Annotated in this window: 18 protein-coding genes; all 18 read left to right on the plus strand. The window is 49.8% G+C overall.

Features of this window, described 5'->3' with window-relative positions:
* The first annotated feature begins 38 nt into the window (after window positions 1-38).
* Entirely contained in the window at window positions 39-1,085 is a 1,047-nt protein-coding gene (trpD, locus tag ACFQ88_RS00610) for an anthranilate phosphoribosyltransferase (RefSeq protein ID WP_239634405.1), read from the plus strand.
* Window positions 1,075-1,884, plus strand: coding sequence for an indole-3-glycerol phosphate synthase TrpC (gene trpC / locus ACFQ88_RS00615; protein WP_239634406.1), 810 nt, complete (start codon window positions 1,075-1,077; stop codon window positions 1,882-1,884). Before trpD ends, trpC begins: the two co-directional genes overlap by 11 nt.
* Window positions 1,881-2,588, plus strand: coding sequence for a phosphoribosylanthranilate isomerase (locus ACFQ88_RS00620; protein WP_379451304.1), 708 nt, complete (start codon window positions 1,881-1,883; stop codon window positions 2,586-2,588). Before trpC ends, ACFQ88_RS00620 begins: the two co-directional genes overlap by 4 nt.
* Window positions 2,581-3,786, plus strand: coding sequence for a tryptophan synthase subunit beta (trpB, locus tag ACFQ88_RS00625; protein WP_239634408.1), 1,206 nt, complete (start codon window positions 2,581-2,583; stop codon window positions 3,784-3,786). Before ACFQ88_RS00620 ends, trpB begins: the two co-directional genes overlap by 8 nt.
* The gene (gene trpA / locus ACFQ88_RS00630; RefSeq protein WP_239634409.1) at window positions 3,773-4,588 is read left to right on the plus strand and encodes a tryptophan synthase subunit alpha; all 816 of its coding nucleotides are present in this window, start codon (window positions 3,773-3,775) and stop codon (window positions 4,586-4,588) included. Before trpB ends, trpA begins: the two co-directional genes overlap by 14 nt.
* A 182-nt stretch (window positions 4,589-4,770) precedes the next feature.
* Window positions 4,771-5,871, plus strand: coding sequence for a histidinol-phosphate transaminase (gene hisC, locus ACFQ88_RS00635; RefSeq protein WP_379451305.1), 1,101 nt, complete (start codon window positions 4,771-4,773; stop codon window positions 5,869-5,871).
* A gap of 57 nt (window positions 5,872-5,928) precedes the next feature.
* Window positions 5,929-7,020 carry a prephenate dehydrogenase gene (locus tag ACFQ88_RS00640; protein WP_379451306.1) on the plus strand — a complete coding sequence of 364 codons (1,092 nt, stop codon included), beginning with the start codon at window positions 5,929-5,931 and terminating at the stop codon, window positions 7,018-7,020.
* A 411-nt stretch (window positions 7,021-7,431) separates the two neighbouring features.
* Window positions 7,432-8,016: an RNA polymerase sigma factor gene (locus ACFQ88_RS00645; RefSeq protein ID WP_239635371.1), complete on the plus strand. Its 585-nt coding sequence runs from the start codon at window positions 7,432-7,434 to the stop codon at window positions 8,014-8,016.
* Window positions 8,013-8,648: an anti-sigma factor family protein gene (locus ACFQ88_RS00650; RefSeq protein ID WP_239634412.1), complete on the plus strand. Its 636-nt coding sequence runs from the start codon at window positions 8,013-8,015 to the stop codon at window positions 8,646-8,648. The genes ACFQ88_RS00645 and ACFQ88_RS00650 overlap by 4 nt, the downstream gene beginning before the upstream one ends.
* Window positions 8,649-8,739: 91 nt before the next feature.
* Window positions 8,740-9,318: a histidine phosphatase family protein gene (locus ACFQ88_RS00655; protein WP_379451307.1), complete on the plus strand. Its 579-nt coding sequence runs from the start codon at window positions 8,740-8,742 to the stop codon at window positions 9,316-9,318.
* Window positions 9,319-9,461: 143 nt separating this feature from the next.
* A complete protein-coding gene (locus ACFQ88_RS00660; protein WP_379451308.1) occupies window positions 9,462-10,598 on the plus strand; it encodes a hypothetical protein in 1,137 nt (378 codons plus the stop codon).
* 39 nt (window positions 10,599-10,637) lie between these two features.
* Window positions 10,638-11,153 carry a gamma carbonic anhydrase family protein gene (locus ACFQ88_RS00665; RefSeq protein ID WP_239634415.1) on the plus strand — a complete coding sequence of 172 codons (516 nt, stop codon included), beginning with the start codon at window positions 10,638-10,640 and terminating at the stop codon, window positions 11,151-11,153.
* Window positions 11,154-11,197: 44 nt separating this feature from the next.
* Window positions 11,198-11,389, plus strand: coding sequence for an IDEAL domain-containing protein (locus tag ACFQ88_RS00670; protein WP_239634416.1), 192 nt, complete (start codon window positions 11,198-11,200; stop codon window positions 11,387-11,389).
* A 120-nt stretch (window positions 11,390-11,509) separates the two neighbouring features.
* A complete protein-coding gene (locus tag ACFQ88_RS00675) occupies window positions 11,510-11,944 on the plus strand; it encodes a DUF2487 family protein (RefSeq protein WP_379451309.1) in 435 nt (144 codons plus the stop codon).
* A 250-nt stretch (window positions 11,945-12,194) separates the two neighbouring features.
* Window positions 12,195-12,740, plus strand: coding sequence for a Rieske (2Fe-2S) protein (locus tag ACFQ88_RS00680; protein WP_275590473.1), 546 nt, complete (start codon window positions 12,195-12,197; stop codon window positions 12,738-12,740).
* A gap of 16 nt (window positions 12,741-12,756) precedes the next feature.
* Entirely contained in the window at window positions 12,757-13,428 is a 672-nt protein-coding gene (gene qcrB / locus ACFQ88_RS00685) for a menaquinol-cytochrome c reductase cytochrome b subunit (RefSeq protein WP_239634418.1), read from the plus strand.
* Window positions 13,429-13,573: 145 nt separating this feature from the next.
* Window positions 13,574-14,455 carry a menaquinol-cytochrome c reductase cytochrome b/c subunit gene (locus ACFQ88_RS00690; RefSeq protein ID WP_239634419.1) on the plus strand — a complete coding sequence of 294 codons (882 nt, stop codon included), beginning with the start codon at window positions 13,574-13,576 and terminating at the stop codon, window positions 14,453-14,455.
* Between the two features lie 61 nt (window positions 14,456-14,516).
* The gene (locus tag ACFQ88_RS00695; RefSeq protein ID WP_239635373.1) at window positions 14,517-15,170 is read left to right on the plus strand and encodes a DUF1405 domain-containing protein; all 654 of its coding nucleotides are present in this window, start codon (window positions 14,517-14,519) and stop codon (window positions 15,168-15,170) included.
* Window positions 15,171-15,214: the final 44 nt, after the last annotated feature.

The following is a 15,214-nucleotide window of genomic DNA, read 5'->3' on the forward strand; positions in this document are numbered from 1 at the left end:
AATGTCGGCTGCTTATATAAAATGGGGAGGCAGTTCACATGGAAACTAAAGTTACGGTTACGGTTCAACAGGCGATTCAACAAATTATCGGGCAGCAGCATTTGACACGAGCGGAAGCGAAGGCTGTCATGTCCGACATCATGGACGGTTTGGCTACACCATCGCAGATCGGAGGTTTCCTCACGTCGCTTCGTATGAAGGGTGAGACGATCGAGGAAATCACCGGCTTTGCCGAAGCAATGCGCCTTAAGGCCAACCGCGTACAAACCGAGCAGGTCAATCTGCTCGACACATGCGGAACCGGCGGCGACGGTGCGGACACGTTCAATATATCCACCACGGCGGCAATAGTAGCCGCAGCAGGCGGGGTGCGCGTTGCCAAGCACGGCAACCGGGCCATGTCCAGCAAGAGCGGAAGCGCGGACGTGCTGGAAGCTCTGGGCGTCAATATCGAGCTGGACCAGGAGCAAGCTGCTGCTTGTCTCGCGCAGGTAGGCATTTGCTTCATGTTCGCCCAACGCTATCATCAGTCGATGAAGCATGCGGCGGGCCCGCGAAGAGAGCTTGGCGTACGGACGGTGTTCAACCTGCTTGGCCCGTTAACGAACCCGGCAGGCGCCGACCGTCAGGTGCTCGGCATTTTCGATCGAGGCAAAACAGAGACGATGGCGCACGTCATGCGGGCATTGGACGTCAAACGTGCATTGGTTGTTGCGAGCTTCGACGGACTGGATGAAATCAGCATCTCGGATGCGACCCAGGTTACGGAGCTCAAGAACGGGGATATTACAACCTACGACCTGACACCGGACGCGCTCGGGCTGCGCAGCTACAGCTTGAAGGAAGTTGTAGGCGGAGACGCGGCTACGAACGCCGAGATTATTCGCAGCGTGTTCCAAGGCGCTACCGGAGCATGCCGGGATATCGTCCTGGCCAATGCCGGCGCGTGCTTCTATGTTACCGGCAAGTGCGCAACGCTGCAGGAAGGCGTCAAATATGCGGCTCATGTGATCGATTCGCGGCAAGCATCGTCCAAATTGCAGGAGCTAGTCCAATTCACAGGAGAAATCAGACATGTTTCTTGATAAAATCGTTGCGACCAAGCAGCACGAGGTTGCTGCATTGAAAGAGAAAATCACCATCGCCGAAATGGAGCGGCAAATTGCGTCCTTGCCTTCCTGCCTAGGATTCGAGAGAGCGATATCCTCAGGTCGGAACCGCTCCATGGGGCTTATTGCGGAAGTGAAGAAGGCTTCTCCGTCCAAGGGGCTTATCCGGGAAGATTTCGAGCCTGTCAAGCTTGCGCAGGCTTATGTAAGCGCAGGTGCGGATTGCCTTTCGGTTCTGACCGACGTGGACTATTTCCAAGGCTCGAACGACTATTTGTCTCAAGTCAGGCAAGCGGTGAAGGTGCCGATTCTGCGGAAGGATTTTACGATCGATCTTCATCAGATCTATGAGGCCCGCTGCATCGGAGCCGACGCGATTTTGCTGATCGCCGCGATCTTGACGACGGAGCAGCTGAAGCAGTTCAGCGAAGCGGCCCGAAGCATAGGACTTGATGTGCTGATTGAAGTGCATGATAAGGAAGAGCTGGACCGTGTGCTCGAATTGAACCCTACATTGGTTGGAATCAATAACCGGAACTTGAAAACCTTCGTAACGGATTTGAAAACGACGGAGCAGCTGATTATCCATATACCTGACCATGTAACAGTAGTCAGCGAGAGCGGGATTTCACAGCCTTCGGAGATCGGCTATTTGCAGTCGATAGGCGCCAAAGCCGTTCTGATCGGAGAGCACTTCATGCGGCAGCCGGTCGTCGGGCAGGCGGTACACGATCTGATGGGCGTCTACGAAGCGGCGAAAGGATTGCCAAGATGACTACGGTAAAAATATGCGGGCTAAAAGATTCGGAGATGCTCAAATCCATTCTGCATTTGCCGATTGACTATATCGGATTGATGTTTGCCAAAAGCAAGCGTCAGGTTACGCCGGCGCAAGCAAGCGATATGATCCGAGTCATTAAGGATTACCGGGAAGCGGGCAATTCCGCTCCGCTTACCGTCGGGGTGCTGGTAAACCCGACAAGGGAAGAGCTGACCGCAATTATAGCGGAGGCGCCTATCGATATTTTGCAGCTGCACGGGCAGGAGACACCGGAGGAATGCCGCTGGATCCGTGAGACTTTTCCTGGGGTCAAGCTGTGGAAGGTCGTATCGGTTAGCCAGGCGAACCAAGGGGATGCTGCCGGCAGCAGCGAATCCGCACGGCAGTCGATTGCAGCAGTGTTGAATCCGTATATCGGAATCGTCGATGCCTTGTTACTGGATACGTTCGATCCGGTATACGGCGGAGGCTCCGGCAAAACGTTCTCTTGGGAAACCATTCCGCCATATCGGGAGTGGTGCCGTCATGCTGGGATTCCTCTGCTCGTTGCGGGAGGGCTTCAGCCGGACAATGTTGGAGAGCTGCTCGGCGCCTATGCGCCGGATGGAGTGGACGTATCGAGCGGTGTTGAAACGGATGGCGTTAAAGATCGGAATAAAATTATCAGCTTTGTCGAAAGGGTGAAGCATCATGTATAACGTTCCAGATGATCATGGCCGGTTCGGTAAATTCGGAGGGCGCTACGTTCCCGAAACTTTGATGAACGCACTGATTGAATTGGAAGAAGCTTACAAGAAATTCGTAAAAGAAGAGAAGTTCCAGCAGGAGCTGAACTATTTGCTCCACCGGTATTCCGGCAGACCGACCTCCCTGTACTATGCCGAGAGGCTGTCCGCGCACTTGGGCGGGGCCAAAGTGTACTTGAAGCGCGAGGACCTGAACCATACGGGTGCCCATAAAATCAACAACTCGCTCGGACAAGGTCTTCTGGCCAAATGGATGGGTAAGAAGAAGCTGATCGCCGAGACCGGGGCAGGACAGCATGGTGTAGCTACCGCAACCGTAGCGGCGCTGTTAGGCTATGAATGTAAAGTATTCATGGGCGAAGAAGACATGAAGCGCCAACAGCTGAACGTATTCCGAATGAACTTGTTGGGTACGGAGGTTGTCCCTGTTACTTCCGGTACGAAAACTCTTAAAGATGCGTGTAACGAAACGCTGCGCTACTGGGTGAGCCATGTCGACGATACGTTTTACATTCTTGGCTCTGCAACCGGCCCGCATCCGTATCCGATGATGGTTCGCGATTTTCAGCGCATTATTGGAGACGAGTCCCGCAGACAAATCGTAGAGCTCGAAGGCAAGCTGCCGGATGCAGTAGTAGCGGCGGTAGGCGGAGGAAGCAACGCGATCGGTATTTTCTATCCGTTCGTTCAAGACGAGGGTGTCCGTTTGATCGGCGCGGAAGCGGCTGGTAAAGGGATCGATACGAAAGAGCATGCGGCAACGATGACCAAAGGCAGCCACGGCGTGTTCCAGGGCTCCATGAGCTATTTGCTGCAGGATCAATTCGGTCAAGTGCAGGAAGCGCATTCGATCTCCGCAGGACTGGACTATCCGGGAATTGGACCGGAGCATGCGTATTTGAAGGATTCCGGCCGCGCCGAATACTATCCTATTACCGATAAAGAGGCCTTGGAGGCACTGCAGCTGCTGAGCCGTACGGAAGGAATCATTCCGGCATTGGAAAGCGCTCATGCCATCGCTCAAACGATGAAGCTTGCTCCTACGATGGGGAAAGACGAGATTATTGTCGTCAGCTTGTCCGGCCGCGGAGATAAAGACGTGGAAGCGATTATGGGCTACTTGGGAGGTGCTGTTCATGAATCGCATTGATCGCACGTTTGCCGAGCTGAAGGAGCGCAAGCAGCCTGCATTTATTCCTTTTCTGACCATAGGCGATCCGGACCTGAAGACGTCCGTCGATATTATTAAGCAGCTGGAGCAATCCGGAGCGAGCATTGTAGAGCTTGGAGTACCGTACTCCGATCCGCTAGCCGACGGTCCGGTTATTCAGCGGTCCTCGATGCGCGCGTTGAAAAATCATCAAGTATCCATCCTGGATGTGATGAATGCGGCTCGTCAAGCACGGAGCGAAGGCTGCGAGCTGCCGTTTATTCTTTTTACCTATTACAATCCTGTTCTGCAGTTCGGTCTAGACCGCATTTTCCCGATGCTGCAGGAGAGCGATATCAGCGGCCTTATTATTCCCGATCTTCCGATGGAAGAGGATGAAGAGGTACGCAAGCGGGCAGCCGAGTACAACATTCATTTGATTCCGCTTGTCGCACCAACGTCGAACGACCGGATTCGCCGTATTGTTTCGCGTGCCTCCGGCTTCGTCTATTGCGTTTCCTCGCTCGGAGTTACCGGGACAAGAACGGAATTCCACAGCGGCATCGATGGCTTCTTAGAAACCGTCAAGCAGTCGACTTCTTTGCCTGTTGCTATCGGCTTCGGTGTCTCTACAAATGAACAATTTGCTAGATTCGCAGAGATTTGCGACGGCGTTGTCGTCGGCAGCGCACTGGTTCGTCAGGTGGAAGAAGTACTGCCTTTATTTGAACAGGATGAGACTCGTTCACAAGCGCTCTTGCAAATTCACGAATTTGTGAGAAAATTAATAGGAAAGAATTAATAGCATTACAGTTCAAAAAGTTGAGTTTCAGAACCATGAAGGTTGTGAGAAGTCGAATTGAGCTTCTTATGCCTTCGTGATCTAAAGACAACTTTTTGAACTGCCATTAATAGTGCGAGCGTGTTCATTATTGAACACGCATTTGCCTTAGTTAGAACCAATTATCGAATGAGGTGACCAGCGTGCAGCCTAAGAAGAACATTGTCCACCTGCCGGTGTATAAACCAGGCAAACCTATGGAAGAAGTAAAGAGAGAGTTGGGCTTGACGGAAGTTATTAAGCTCGCTTCCAACGAAAACCCGTTCGGCTGCTCTCCGAAAGCGAAAGAAGCCATTATTGCAAGTGTTGAGCAAACTAGCATATATCCGGATGGCGGCGCGGTGGAATTAACGAATGCGGTAGCTGCCCATTTTGGCGTGGAATCGAACCAAGTCATTTTCGGAGCGGGCTCGGACGAAATTATTTTGATGCTTGCGCGCGCTTTTTTCGTGCCTGGAGACGAAACGATCATGGCTTCGCCAACATTCCCGCAATATAAGCATAATGCGGAAATAGAAGGCGCGGTATGCATCGAGGTTCCTTGCGTGGATGGATACCACGATCTGCAAGGCATGCTGAGCAAAGTGAACGAGCGCACCAAAATTATTTGGGTGTGCAACCCTAACAACCCTACGGGCACGATGAATACGCATCAGGAGATTGTCGACTTCATCAATGCCGTACCGGAGCATGTGCTGATCGTTTTGGACGAAGCTTATGCCGAGTACAACGTGAGCGGCCAATATCCCGATAGCATCGGATTGGTTAACCAATACAAAAATGTGATCACCCTGCGTACGTTCTCGAAAATTTACGGTTTGGCGTCGCTCCGTATCGGCTACGGTATCGGACATCCCGATGTGATCAAGTCGATCAATCAGGTTCGCGAGCCGTTCAATACGACAAGCTTTGCCCAGAAAGCGGCAGTGGCTGCTCTGGCCGATGAGCAATTCATCGCGGATTGCCGTGAGGCGAATGCCAAGGGGATCGTCTATTTGTCCGCTCAATTCGATGAGCTGAAGCTGAACTACTACTCCGCACACGGTAACTTCATCATGGTAGACGTCGAGCGTCCGGGCAATGCCGTATTCGAAGGGCTGCTGCGTAAAGGGATTATCGTACGCCACGATCCAGGTTGGGGCCTTCCGACCATGCTGCGCGTAACCGTGGGAAGCCAGGAGCAAAACGAGAAGTTTATCGGCGCTCTCAAGCAAGTGCTGGAGGAAGTAGCCGTCATTGCCTAAGGCAAGTAAGGCAAGCGGAGACTCTTCCCGTATAAAACAAAATAAAGGAACTTATTCATGACAAAAATTGCAATTTTTGGCGTAGGGCTGATCGGCGGATCTTTGGCGCTGTGCTTCAAGGGGAAGCCTGGAATTACGGTTGTAGGCCATTCGAACAGCCAGTCGTCTGTAGATAAATACTTGAAGCGGAATGTTGTCGATCATGCAACGACTTCGATGGAAGAAGCGGCTCAGGATGCGGACTTTATATTCGTCTGCGTCCCTGTCGGCAACATAGAGGACTACTTGAGGAGGCTTTCGGAGCTTCCTCTGAAGCCCGGATGCATTATTACCGACGTCGGCAGCACCAAAGCGTCGATTGCGGAGTTTGCGTCCAAGCTTCAGTTCAAGGATGCGTTCTTTATCGGCGGGCACCCGATGGCCGGCAAAGAGAAGTCGGGCGTAGAAGCTGCCACATCGCTATTGTACGAGAATGCGTTCTACGTGCTCACACCGGAGCAGTCGACGCCTGTAGAGGTGTATGACCGCCTGGCCGGTCTGCTCCTGCATACGAGAGCGCAGCTCGTCAAAGTGGATCCTCGTCTGCATGACGATGTGGTCGGTGCTATCAGCCATCTTCCGCATATTATTGCCGTTGCATTGGTCAATCAAATTGCTCGGTACAATGGGGATAACGCACTCTATTCGAATCTGGCGGCAGGCGGGTTCCGGGATATCACGAGAATCGCGTCCAGCGATCCTGTCGTTTGGCGAGATATATTGATCGATAACCGGGATGTCGTACTGAAGCTGCTGGAGGACTGGAATCTGGAGATCGCTTCGTTCATAGAGCTGCTAAAGCAGGGCGATGGGGCAGGGATTGCAGAACAGTTCCGCATGGCGAATGACTTTCGTTCTGCGCTGCCGGAAAGGCGTAAAGGCGTCCTGACCTCGGTGTATGAGATCTATGTAGATATCCCTGACCATCCGGGTATTATCGGCCAGATTGCGACGCTCCTTGGCAATCACAGAGTCAACTTGAGCAATATCCAGATTATCGAGAGCCGGGAGGATGTCCCGGGTGTGCTTCGTCTTTCCTTTAGAGACGAGTACCAAATGGATAAAGCGGCCGAGTTGTTGAACAAGGAAAACTATGCGGTTCACGCATAGTTTTCTTTTTTATAATAAAAATTAAAACGTTTTCAAAAAAGTATTGACATTTTGAAAACGTATACATATAATAAAAGTACAGTATGGTTTCTCTCCACTCCTATCCGAATATTTGCACTCTGTGCAGCCGCCTTTTATAGGCGGTTATTTTTTTTGTTTTGTAACCATTTTTTGAAGTTCGAGTCGTACAATAGTAGTAACAATATACACCTTTTTTTGGAAGTAATTCTGAAAGTTGTATGAAAGATGTCGATTAAGCAGGATTTTTGACCAAGTTTACCGAATAAAATAAAGAAACCACATTATTCTTAATTTTTTTTAAAATATACCGCAACTTTTTTACTCCCTTATAGTCAAACAAGTAAGAATCACTGGGGGTAAGCTAGGAATCACAAGGAGGGTCGTATTTTGATGACCGATTCCCAGTTGATCAGAGAGATCAAGGACGGTAACGTCCAGCTTTACGATGAATTAATGCGTCGTTATGAGCGTAAAATACTGGCTTTTATCTATCACATGCTGAAGAGCGCACAAATGGAGTCGTTTGCGGAAGATCTATGCAACGAAACCTTTTATAAGGCATATCGGAGCTTGAATTCATTCCGGGAGGTCGAGGCGACTTTTTCCACGTGGTTGTATACGATAGCCAGGAATACGGTGCTAAGCGAGCTGCGTAAAAATAAAAGTATTAAGGTTTCTTTAGAGCAAAAGCATGAGCCTCTTGCAGGGGAAGACGTCATGCCGGAGCTATCCATGCTGCGTAATGAGAAAGTATCGATGGTTCGAGACGCTATTAACAATTTACCTGAGAAGCAAAGGTCAGCGCTTATATTACGCGAATACGATCAATTGGACTATCAGGAGATTGCCAATATCCTTGGGCAGACCGTAAGCTCGGTGAAATCCTTATTGTTCAGGGCAAGGGCGAGTGTAAAGCTCCAATTGGAACCATACTTTCTTGATCCCATATTTGAGGAGATTGAAGGGATGAAATGATGATGAAATGTGATGATATTCAAGAGCTGCTGGGCGTCTATTGGGATTTGCCGGAGAATGATTTAAAACGCCAGCGTGTTGATGAGCATATTAAGCATTGCCGCAGCTGCGCGGCGGAGTTTGAAATATGGCTGGAGAGTACGGAATTGATTAAATCTGCGGCCGGGCACGAGCCGTTCGAAGAGAGCCAGTCGCCGATCTCGCGGAACGTAATGAACCGGATTTATCAGGATGAGTCGTGGAGAGTTCCCGTTGCGGATCGCATGTACTCCATATCCTATAAGTTTCGCCGGAATATAACGGCCGTAATCGCCTTTTGCCTGGCGCTGTTCATATTCTCGTTTGTTTACTCGATCACCCATTCGCCTGCACCTGATACGCTCGCTGCAACTACGGATTCTTCCGTTTTCGGGCGGATAGGAGATCCGGTCGTAGTAGCCGGAAGCAAATCGGAGTCGATGAACGTACATACGATGCCATCGGCTGTGGCAAGCTTGAAGGGCTTCAGCGAACCGTTCATGTATCAAGTCGGACCGATTCATACGTTCAAGGATTATATGATTTTTGTATCGCTGCTCGGCCTTACTTGTACACTTCTTATTATGAACTGGTTGTCCAGAACTCGATCGTAGTCTAGCGCGAAATTGCCCCTTTCGGGGCATTTTATTTTTTTGGAGTCCTATATAGAAGTAACACTTACAGGAGAGAGAGAGGCGGAATGAATTGATCACTTTAGGCTTTATTCGACACGGTACTACGGAATGGAACCTGGCCGGCAAGATGCAGGGGCAAATGGATACGGAGCTCGCGGAAGTCGGATTGCTGCAGGCAAAGCTGCTGGCTGAGCGGTTAAAGGGAGAGGCATGGGACGGGATTGTCTCCAGCGACTTACTGCGGGCCAAGCAGACGGCGCTTACGATCTCTGAAGCTACCGGCACTCCTCTGATCGGAATGGATATGCGGCTTCGCGAGCGTTCGTTCGGGCAAGTGGAAGGGACGACGCTGGAGGAGCGAATTTCCCGGTGGGGCGAAGGCTGGAGAGGGCTGGAGCTGGGTATGGAGAAGGATGAGGCTTTGCTTGAGCGGTGGAATTCGTTCCTTCAGGAGCTGGAGCAGGCACATCCAGGGAAGCGCATTTTGCTTGTCAGTCACGGCGGTTATATCGCCCCGGTAATAGAATCCATGCTGGGCAATCCCGTGGAATCCCACCTGAACAATACTTCGCTTACCATCATGAATAAAGAAGCCTCAGGGTGGAGCTGCGCATTGATGAATTGCACGGCGCACTTAGCAGAAATGTGATCCGAACATATAGAAGAAGTCCGCATACGACAGCGGGCTTTTTTTGTTTTCAAAAGACATCCATCATGAAAATTTCCTTTGGAGCGTTTAAATTCGGCACAAATTCCCATAATGGTACTAAGCAAGCTTGGAGGTGTCGTACGATGAATCTGGCGGACATGTTAAGTTATGCGGACATTCAGGACTTGAGCCGAATTGCCCATACGTACAACTGCGAATGCAACGGTCACTCCAAAAATGAGCTCATTCAGTCGATTCTCTCAATGGTCAGCCGCAGAGAAGTGTTCGAGCGTCAAGTCATTGACCTGTCGATCGAAGACATCCGCTTCTTGAACTCCTTAATTTTCGATCAGCGAGGCTCATTTAGTCTGGAGGAGCTTATTGCGCGGGTGCAGCAAAGCCGTTTTGTGAAAGATGAGAATGAAGGCTGGAATCCGCGGGACATGATCTCCCGGTTCAAGCAGCGCGGCTGGCTGTTTAACGGATATTCGCAGAACACAAGGTATTTGTTTCAGGTTCCTAACGATTTGAAACGAAGATTTAGCGAAGCGTTGACCAAACAGCTTCAAAAGCAGCTGGTTTACACGAGCGAGCCGATGGTATACCGCGATGAGCAGAAGCTGATCATCGATGACATCTATCATTTTCTGCACTACATTGAGCAGAACGAAGCGGTGCTGACGGCGGACAATACGATGTATAAAAGGCAGCTGCAGCAGGTGCTGGACCGGCTCTCCGTCAAGGAGGAGACGGTAGGCAAGACAGCTTGGCGGTTCGGCTACGGCCGGCTGTTCAAGGATTATCCGAATCGGTTCTCGCTCATCTATGATTATTGCTATTATGCCGATTTGATAACGGAGCATAACCAGGTTCTCGCATTGAGCGAGAAGGGCAGGGAACGTCTAAGCCAAGCCCGCAAAGAGGATATTGTACAGGTGTACCGGTTTTGGCTGCGTCTATACAAGGGAGCCATTCCCAACCTGCAGTCGCTTGTCCATTGGATGGATAAGCTGTCGAAAAGCTGGGTGACGGCGGAATCGCTAAAGGAAGCATTGCTTCCTTTAATACGGCCCTTTTATTACGATTCTGCCGAGTCGATCATGGAGCAGCGGATTTTGCAGATGATGATGCATCTCGGATTAATTCGAATCGGTGAAGCCGAGGACGCCGGGACGGTCATCCAGGTTACGAAGCTGGGCAGCAGTGTCATTCAAGGGAGCTACGTTGCGGAGGATGACAAAATCGAGATCCCGTTTGACAATGATTCGGAGTATTGCTAAAATCACTCCACCATCTATTGGAAAAGGGGAGTAGTCAACATGCTGCACAGCTATAACGGCATTATGCCGCAAATTCACCCTACCGTCTTTCTTGCCGACGGGGTTCAAATTATCGGTGACGTGGTAATTGAAGAAGGAGCGAGCATTTGGTACAATACCGTGCTCAGAGGAGACTTGGCTCCCATTCGGATCGGACGTAACAGCAATATACAGGACGGATGCATAGGACATGTGAATACTGACCAGCCGTTGATCGTTGCGGAGGAAGTATCCGTAGGACACGGCGCCATTATTCACGGATGCAAAATAGGTAAAGGCACATTAATCGGCATGGGGGCTATTGTACTTAACGGAGCAGAGATTGATGAATATGCTTTAGTAGGGGCAGGTTCGTTGGTTACCGAAAACAAGCACATTCCTTCGTACACTCTTTCACTAGGTTCACCTGCCAAGGTCGTAAGGGAATTGCAGCAGAGCGATCTTCAAAGAATGCAGCGAACGATGGAAAGCTATGTGAAGAAAGGCAGCGAATACAGGCAGCAGGCTAAGCCTTAAGCTCTAACAATATGAATATGCCATTAGGTTTGGAGGTAGGTTCTATGGGCAAAATGAATGTTTCCAATGATATGATGCTGAGCTTGTTTGCGGAAATGGTGCTTGATGAAGCCGTGCGTAAATACAGGGAGCAGTATTTGTACAGAGAAATTGATTTGGCTTTGGCAAAAGGAGACGAAGTATCGTTTCTAGCCCTCACTACAGAACTGAAATCGCTCCACAGTAATGGAACATAACCGATACAACTCCTGGACCTGAATTATGACATCTTTTTGAAAGACATATGAATTCCACTCATATGTCTTTTTTTTGTGTTAGAGTGAGATCATATGAAGCCAGCTGATGGAGGAACGACGATGAAATTTAGCGATGTGGAAAGCTCAACATGGAACGAACTTAAGCCTTACGTGGATACTTGCCTGCTGCCGGTTACCGGGCTGACCGGGGATGAAGAGCCTTGGGAGGCGACCCGTGCTCTCGAAGCGCTCAGGGACGCGCTGGACTGCTTTGAAATTCCTTATAAAGGAAGAGTGCTGACGTATCCTGCCTTTCATTATATAGAAGGAGAAGAGGATATGGCTCTTCTGGCCGGCGTTGTCCGGCGCTTGAAGGAGCGCTTCCCTTATGTCGTTGTTATCTCCGCCGAGGCAGAGGGACTGGAGCAGCTTGCATCGGACGAGCAGCATGCGGACCTCGTATTCGTTCTTAGCCCTGAGCAGCTGTCAACATCCATGCCGGAAATTAAAGAGAAAATCGCAGTAAGCCTGCAAACTTTGTGGACAGGGATGTAACGTTCCCGGACCGTGTATGAACGGTACCTTTTTTGCTAATTCTAAGTTATGGGACATACTATTTCCCTTTGTGAACAGATGTGACAATTTCGTTAAATGTTGCAGCAGGGACAAGATTTGATGGCTCGAAATGGAAGTCAACATTCTTGACGCACCTAGAGTCGTAAGCTATTATTAGTAATGTCCTAGTATGTGGTGTAAAGTTATGTCGAACGACGTGATATATGTTGCAAAAGGGGGTAGAACGAGAATGAGTCAGCACAATAGTCATGATGCGCAGCATCAAGGTGAACGGCCGGTTAAACGTCGCGAGATGTCCCGCAGGCAGTTTCTGTCCTATACCCTTGGTGGGGCTTCCGCATTCATGGGCGCCGGAATGATTGTTCCTATGCTTCGCTTTGCTGTCGATCCGGTACTTCAACCGAAATCGCAAGCGGCTTGGGTGAAGGTCGTCGAAGAAACGAAGATCGAGAGCGTTCCGAAAGCATTTAAATTTAAAGTGCATCAGGTTGACGGCTGGTATGAGAGCGATGTCGAGCTGGAAGCTTGGATTTCCAAGGACAAGGAAGGCAAGATTTTTGCTTTGAATCCGACCTGTAAGCATCTTGGATGTACGGTTAACTGGAACGCAAGCCCGGACTATAAGGATCAATATTTTTGTCCTTGCCACGGCGCACACTACACGGTTGACGGTAAGAACCTTGCCGTAGCGCCATTGCCTTTGGATCAATACGAACTGAAGGTAGAGAACGGCTTCGTTTATTTAGGACAACTTGGTCCTAACAAAAGGGTATAAGGAGGCGTAACATCGGATGTTTAAAAGCATGTATAACTGGATTGATGAACGTCTTGATATCACGCCGATGTGGAGAGATGTTGCCGATCACGAGGTTCCTGAACACGTTAACCCGGCACACCATTTTTCCGCATTTGTTTATTGCTTTGGTGGATTGACGTTTTTTATCACGGTTATTCAAATTTTGTCCGGTATGTTTTTGACGATGTACTATGTGCCGGATATTATTAACGCGTATGCAAGTGTTGACTATCTGCAGCATAAAGTAGCGTTCGGAGTTATTGTCCGCGGTATGCATCACTGGGGAGCCAGCTTGGTTATCGTCATGATGTTCTTACATACGCTGCGTGTATTTTTCACAGGTTCGTATAAAGCGCCTCGCGAAATGAACTGGGTCGTCGGCGTTCTGATCTTCTTCGTTATGTTGGGTCTGGGCTTGACAGGTTACCTGCTTCCTTGGGATAACAAAGCTTACTTCGCAACAAGCGTTACGCTGAAGATCATTGAATCCGCTCCGCTTATCGGTGGCTATGCGAAGACGTTCCTGCAGGGCGGCGAGATTGTCGGTGCACAAACGTTGACTCGATTCTTTGCCTTACACGTGTTCTTCTTGCCAGGAGCTTTGCTTGCATTGCTGGCGGGACACTTCTTCATGATTCGTAAGCAAGGGATTTCCGGACCGCTATAAAATGAATGAGATACCGGGCGCGTGTCGGCTGATCCTCCGGGAAGGCCGATTGCGTTGTAACGGTGGTTTTTCTTGCGTGCAGAAAATGTCCATCGGTTGTCCTGATGGCCTTTCTGACACTTAAAGAAGTAAGGAGGGGCGGAATTTGGCACACGGCCATAAGTCTGACGAAAAAATCGTTTATGTGGGAGATTCCCGTGTTCGCGCGAAATCTTCGAGAATGGTTCAGCCGGATTACTCGGCATATCCGGGCAAATCCGAAGTATTTATCCCGAACTTCCTTCTGAAAGAATGGATGGTTGGGGTCGTCGTTCTGGTTGGGATTTTGGCTCTTGTTGTATCCGAGCCTGCACCGTTGGGTTATCCTGCGGATCCTACCAATACGCAATTTATTCCAATGCCTGACTGGTACTTCTTGTTTATGTACCAATTGTTGAAATACCCTTATACATCCGATCAATTCCTCGTATTGGGAACATTGGGTGTACCGGGCATCTTGTTCGGCAGCTTGATGCTTGCTCCTTTCCTGGATACAGGCAAAGAAAGACGTTTTTACAGACGTCCTATTGCATCTTCTTTGATGATTTTAACGCTGATCGCTTGTACGTATTTGACTGTTACTTCCTGGAGCCACTATCAACACGAGCTTAAGGAAAAGAACATCATTCCTGAGCACATCAAGCGTGAAGAAGAAATGCATGCCGGTAAAGGCGAAAGCGGCGGAGGCGGAGCGAAGAAGCCTGCTGCAGCAGCGGCTATCGTGGCTCCTGACGATCCGGGCGCTGAAATTTTCAAGAAATCGACTTGTATCGCTTGCCATGGCGGTGAACTGAAAGGTATGCCGTCGTCCGGTATTCCTGCTCTTCGCGGAATCGGTGACAAGCACAGCAAGGATGAAATTATGAACATCATCAAAAAGGGACAAGGCAACATGTCCGCTCAATACGATGAGAACATCAAGAAGGGCTTGACCGACGCAGACATCAACAAGATGGCTGACTGGCTGGCCAAACAGAAGAAAGAGTAGTGCAAAGACCTGACCGGCAGCGGTCAGGTCTTTCTCTTAGGGAGGTAGCCCATTGCTTAGCATGTCGATTCGCACCTATGTTTCCAAAGCGTTCCTATCCGGCCGGTTTATGCTATGGTCTTTGTTTTGGGTCAACTTTTTGGGGACGATTTACGGGTATCAATGGTATTGGAAACAAATGACCTATACGGCTGACACGATGTCTCCCGCCTACTTGCCCTTTGTACCTGACAGCCCGACGGCAAGCTTATTTTTTACAGGCACTATCGTGTATTTGCTTGTGGACTCCTACAAAAGGAACGGCGAGCCCCGGCGCTCCTGGTTTCGCAGCTTTGTCGAAGCGTTCGGAGTAGTAACTTCCTTCAAATATGGCATCTGGGCCGTATCCATGATCTGGGCGGGCGCTTACCAAGGAAGCGAAATCGTGTGGCAGGACTGGATGCTTACGATCTCTCACCTGGGGATGGCGGCGGAAGCGTTGTTATATTTACGGTTATACACATACCGAATTTGGCCTATCATCGCCGTCGCGGCATGGACGTTGCTGAACGACTTTATGGATTACGTCTATGGGGTGTTCCCGTGGCTTCCGGATCCGCTGATGGATGACTTGCCGACGATCGCCGCTTTCACCATTGAGCTTAGTATCGTAAGTATTATCGTGGCTTGGGTTATCTATAAGATAAGAGAAATTTTAGCGAAGCGCGAGGTCTAAATGTGGACATCCCTCCATAGGATGATGGTAAGAGGAGGGATGTC

The organism is Paenibacillus sp. NPDC056579 (assembly GCF_042793215.1).
GTDB lineage: Bacteria > Bacillota > Bacilli > Paenibacillales > NBRC-103111 > Paenibacillus_S.

Excerpts from the sequence above, each read along its gene's own strand:
- ACFQ88_RS00640 (WP_379451306.1), top strand. The coding sequence starts at position 5,929 with ATGACAAAAATTGCAATTTTTGGCGTAGGGCTGATCGGCGGATCTTTG.
- ACFQ88_RS00680 (WP_275590473.1), top strand. The coding sequence starts at position 12,195 with ATGAGTCAGCACAATAGTCATGATGCGCAGCATCAAGGTGAACGGCCG.
- ACFQ88_RS00660 (WP_379451308.1), top strand. The coding sequence starts at position 9,462 with ATGAATCTGGCGGACATGTTAAGTTATGCGGACATTCAGGACTTGAGC.
- ACFQ88_RS00665 (WP_239634415.1), top strand. The coding sequence starts at position 10,638 with ATGCTGCACAGCTATAACGGCATTATGCCGCAAATTCACCCTACCGTC.
- trpC (WP_239634406.1), top strand. The coding sequence starts at position 1,075 with ATGTTTCTTGATAAAATCGTTGCGACCAAGCAGCACGAGGTTGCTGCA.
- trpD (WP_239634405.1), top strand. The coding sequence starts at position 39 with ATGGAAACTAAAGTTACGGTTACGGTTCAACAGGCGATTCAACAAATT.
- ACFQ88_RS00670 (WP_239634416.1), top strand. The coding sequence starts at position 11,198 with ATGGGCAAAATGAATGTTTCCAATGATATGATGCTGAGCTTGTTTGCG.
- qcrB (WP_239634418.1), top strand. The coding sequence starts at position 12,757 with ATGTTTAAAAGCATGTATAACTGGATTGATGAACGTCTTGATATCACG.
- ACFQ88_RS00645 (WP_239635371.1), top strand. The coding sequence starts at position 7,432 with ATGACCGATTCCCAGTTGATCAGAGAGATCAAGGACGGTAACGTCCAG.
- trpA (WP_239634409.1), top strand. The coding sequence starts at position 3,773 with ATGAATCGCATTGATCGCACGTTTGCCGAGCTGAAGGAGCGCAAGCAG.
- ACFQ88_RS00695 (WP_239635373.1), top strand. The coding sequence starts at position 14,517 with ATGTCGATTCGCACCTATGTTTCCAAAGCGTTCCTATCCGGCCGGTTT.
- ACFQ88_RS00675 (WP_379451309.1), top strand. The coding sequence starts at position 11,510 with ATGAAATTTAGCGATGTGGAAAGCTCAACATGGAACGAACTTAAGCCT.
- ACFQ88_RS00620 (WP_379451304.1), top strand. The coding sequence starts at position 1,881 with ATGACTACGGTAAAAATATGCGGGCTAAAAGATTCGGAGATGCTCAAA.
- ACFQ88_RS00650 (WP_239634412.1), top strand. The coding sequence starts at position 8,013 with ATGATGATGAAATGTGATGATATTCAAGAGCTGCTGGGCGTCTATTGG.
- trpB (WP_239634408.1), top strand. The coding sequence starts at position 2,581 with ATGTATAACGTTCCAGATGATCATGGCCGGTTCGGTAAATTCGGAGGG.